General features: G+C 74.0%; 4 protein-coding genes. All 4 read left to right on the top strand.

All coding sequences use genetic code 11. The features are described 5' to 3' along the window. The coding region (locus ACJOT3_RS33295; protein WP_406977111.1) for an IclR family transcriptional regulator domain-containing protein at nucleotides 1–404 on the top strand (404 nt) is incomplete at its 5' end. A 151-nt stretch (nucleotides 405–555) separates the two neighbouring features. Beyond that, entirely contained in the window at nucleotides 556–1,563 is a 1,008-nt protein-coding gene (locus ACJOT3_RS33300) for an NrtA/SsuA/CpmA family ABC transporter substrate-binding protein (RefSeq protein ID WP_406977112.1), read from the top strand. 27 nt (nucleotides 1,564–1,590) lie between these two features. Then, complete coding sequence (locus ACJOT3_RS33305) at nucleotides 1,591–2,445, top strand: ABC transporter permease (protein WP_406977113.1); 855 nt, start codon at nucleotides 1,591–1,593, stop codon at nucleotides 2,443–2,445. Nucleotides 2,446–2,461: 16 nt separating this feature from the next. Further along, nucleotides 2,462–3,166: an ABC transporter ATP-binding protein gene (locus ACJOT3_RS33310; RefSeq protein WP_406977114.1), complete on the top strand. Its 705-nt coding sequence runs from the start codon at nucleotides 2,462–2,464 to the stop codon at nucleotides 3,164–3,166. Nucleotides 3,167–3,907 lie beyond the last annotated feature (741 nt).

A 3,907-nucleotide genomic window follows, 5' to 3' on the forward strand; every position in this document is an offset into this window, starting at 1 on the left:
TCATCGCCGGGGAGGCGGTGGACCCCGAGTCCGGGCTGAGCGTCTACATCCCGCTGCACGCCTCGGCGATGGGCAAGGTCCTGCTGGCCTGGGACACCTCGTTCGACCCGTCCCGGCTGGAGCTGGAACGCCTGACCGAGAACACCATCACCGACCCCGACCGCCTCAAGGCGGTGCTGGAGGAGGTGCGCGCCCGGGGGTACGCGGTCAACGACCGGGAGATCACCGGCCGCAAGCGCACCGTGGCGGTGCCGCTGGTGGACGCGGTGGGCCAGGTGCGGATGGCGCTGGCGCTGCGCGCCGACGCCGAGGCGCTGCCGGTGGAGCGGTTCCCGGAGCTGGCCCGGGTCGCCCAGGAGTTCGCGCCCGCGTTCCAGCGGTTGCTGCTGCACCCCGTCGAGTAGGGGTCCTCCCAGGTCAACGTGTGTGACGGGGGTGGAGTGCGGTCGCATTATCTATAAAACCTACTGGAAAGATTGACTTTGCCACGATGTGGCAAATACGGTGTGGTTGTTCACCGGCCCACTCCTGGGCCCCGTCCCGAAAGCGACCGCCATGCCCCTTCGCCGCACCCTGGTGCTCCCCCTGGCCGCCGCGCTCCTGGTCACGACCGCCGCCTGCACCGCCACCGGCGGGGCGGCAGAGGACGACGGCCAGGGCGCGGTCCTGCGCCTCATCGACCCCGGCAACGCCGGCCCCCTCGCCTACGCCAAGCGCGAGGGCATCTTCGAGGAACGCCTCGCCGAGGTCGGCGCCACCATCGAATGGGGCGGCTCCTACGCCTCCTTCACCGCCGCCAGCGAGGCCCTGCGCACCGGCGACATCAACATCCAGCAGGGCGCCCTCTCACCCGCCGTCGGCGCCCTGGCCACCAGCGACGACCTGCGCGTGTTCATGGTCAGCGACACCACCGACCCCGAGGCGCCCCTGGCCGACGGCCTGGTCGTCCCCGCCGACAGCGACGCCGACTCCCTCGACGACCTCGTCGGCGCGCGCGTCGCCGTCAACCAGGCCGGCAAGGGCGAGTACCTGCTGCTGCGCGCCCTGGAGGCCGAGGGCCTGGAGCCCGACGAGGTCGAACGCGTCTACCTCAACCCGCAGGAGGGCGCCGCCGCGTTCGCCTCCGGCGACATCGACGCCTGGTGGGCCATCGTCGACGCCTACCCCGAGGCCGTCGCCAACGGCGCGCAGACCATCCTCACCAGCCGGGACGTGGACGACGCCGACCTGGGCATGTTCGCCGCCCGCATCGAGCTCCTGGAGGAGCACCCCGAGGCGGTGGAGGTGTTCTTCGAGGTCTACAACGAGCTGGTCCGCCAGGGCAACGAGGACCCCGAGGCCTTCCAGAACGTGTTCCTCGACCAGGGCCCCACCGCCCGCTCCGGCGACCGGCTGGACGACGCCGTCGAGACCACGCGCCTGGCCCACGAGTTCCGTTACCCGACCGAGGAGGACCTGGCCGCCATCGAGACCGTCGGCGGGGTCTTCCACCGGCACGGGATCCTCGCCGAGGCCGTCACCGCCTCCGAGGTCGTGTTCGACCTGTCCGCCGCCACCGGCTGACGCACCCCACCCCGAGCGGAGCCCACCATGAGCGTGCTGTCCAACGCCCCCGCCGTCCCGGATACCGACCCCGGCGACGACCTGGAGCGCCCCGCCTACCTGGGGACGCGCCGCCGCCCGCCCGCGCTGTCGCTCGCGCTGCGGCTGAGCGTCCCGGCGGCCGCCCTGGCGCTGTGGTGGTGGGGCGTGGGCGCCGGGTTCGTGGACCCGGCCATCCTGTCCACCCCGCCGGATGTGCTCCAGGCCCTGCGCGAACTGGTCGCCACCGGCCAGCTCACCGAGTTCCTCGCCGCGTCCTTCACCCGCGCCGCCCTGGGCGTCGCGGTGGGGGTGACGGCGGGGCTGGTGCTCGGGGTGGCCGCGGGGCTGTCCACCCTGGGCGAGGAACTGGTGGACCCGTCCATGCAGATCCTGCGGGCGGTGCCGTTCCTGGCCCTGGTGCCGCTGTTCATCTCCTGGTTCGGGGTGGACGAGACCTTCAAGGTCGTCCTCATCGCGGTGTCCGCCGTGGCGCCCATGTACGCCTACACCTACCTGGGCGTGCGCGGGGTCGACCGCAAGCTCGTGGAGGCCGCCCGCGGTCTGGGGCTGGGCCGGGCCCGGCTGGTGGCCGAGGTGATCGTGCCGACCGCGCTGCCCAGCATCCTCATGGCGCTGCGCATCTGCCTGAGCGTGAGCCTCACCGGCCTCATCGCCGCCGAGCAGATCGGCACCACCGCCGGCATCGGCTACCTGGTCACCCTCGCCCAGCAGTACTACCGCACCGACTACATGGTGCTGTGCATCCTGCTCTACGCCGTCATCGGCATCGTCATCGACCTCACCATCCGCCTGGCCGAACGGCTGCTCATGCCCTGGCGCGGGCATGTGGCCGCCCGCTGAACCTGGAGGTAACGCCATGACCACGGCCGTGCGGCTGCGCGGACTGCGCAAGGCCTTCGGGGCCAAGACCGTCCTGGACGGTGTCGACCTGGACATCCCGCGCGGGGCGTTCACGGTGCTGCTGGGGCCCAGCGGCACCGGCAAGACCACCCTGCTGCGCATCCTCGCGGGGCTGGAGGAACCCGACGCGGGGGAGGTGGCGGTGCCCCGGCGGCGCACCACCGTCTACCAGGAACCGCGGCTGATCCCGGCCCGCCGGGTGCTGGCCAACGTCACCCTGGGGCAGCGGCGCGGCCCGGCCACCCGGGCCGCCGCCGAACGGGCGCTGGCCGAGGTCGGCCTGGCCGACAAGGCGCGGGCCTGGCCCGCCACCCTGTCGGGTGGGGAGGCCCAGCGGGCGGCGCTGGCCCGGGCGCTGGTGCGCGAGCCGCAGCTGTTGCTGCTGGACGAGCCGTTCGCCGCCCTGGACGCCCTGACCCGGTTGCAGACCCAGGACCTGGTGGCCGAACTCTGTGCCCGGCACCGCCCGGCGGTCCTGCTGGTCACCCACGACGTGGATGAAGCGGTGCGGTTGGCCGACCGCGTGCTGATCCTGCGCGAGGGCCGCATCGCCCTCGACCGCGAGCTGGCCTTCCCCCACCCCCGCCACCGCGACGACCCCCACGTGCTGGCCCTGCGCCGCGACCTCCTCACCGAACTCGGCGTCACCGCCGCCCACTGACCCGGCCCGCCCGGCGCCCGCCGACCGCCTCCGATCCGGCCACCGCCCGGGTCGGCCGGTTCCGACCACCCGGCCTCTCCGGCCCCGGCGGCTCGCACCCCCACCCGTACCGACCGACCTCGACCACCTGCCCGCCGCTCACCGACCGTTCGGCCCCGGCGCCGACCACTCCGGTGGCCACTGGCACCCGTACCGGCCGACCTCGACCGCCTGCCCGCCGCTCACCGACCGTTCGGCCCCGGCGCCGACCACTCCGGTGGCCACTGGCACCCGTACCGGCCGACCTCGACCGCTTGCCCGCCGCTCACCGACCGTTCGGCCCCGGCGCCGACCACTCCGGTGGCCACTGGCACCCGTACCGGCCGATCCCGACCGCTTGCCCGCCGCTCACCGACCGTTCGGCCCCGGCCCCGATCACTCCGGTGGCCACTGCCACCCGTACCGGCCGATCCCGACCGCCGCCCTTCACCCGCCGGCCTCAGCCGTCACCTCCGTCCCACCACCGTCCGCCCGTCCCAACTGCTCGGCCCCCGCCACCTGTCGACCCCGGATCGTCCGCCACCGTCACCGCCCGCCGACCGCCTCGGCCGTCACCTCCGCCTCAAGCGGGCCCGGCCGCCCCACGAAGGCGGCCGCCCACTGTCCGTCCCTCACCGCTCAGGAGCATCCATGACCACCTCCGTCACCGACGCCTCCGCGGTCACCGGCGTCACCCCGCCGCCCGGTGTGGACCGCATCTGG

The sequence above is a fragment of the Nocardiopsis protaetiae genome, assembly GCF_045446735.1.
Lineage (GTDB): Bacteria > Actinomycetota > Actinomycetes > Streptosporangiales > Streptosporangiaceae > Nocardiopsis > Nocardiopsis protaetiae.

What these genes read in the sequence shown, in the direction of transcription:
- ACJOT3_RS33305 (WP_406977113.1), top strand. Translation starts at nt 1,591, where the DNA reads ATGAGCGTGCTGTCCAACGCCCCCGCCGTCCCGGATACCGACCCCGGC.
- ACJOT3_RS33300 (WP_406977112.1), top strand. Translation starts at nt 556, where the DNA reads ATGCCCCTTCGCCGCACCCTGGTGCTCCCCCTGGCCGCCGCGCTCCTG.
- ACJOT3_RS33310 (WP_406977114.1), top strand. Translation starts at nt 2,462, where the DNA reads ATGACCACGGCCGTGCGGCTGCGCGGACTGCGCAAGGCCTTCGGGGCC.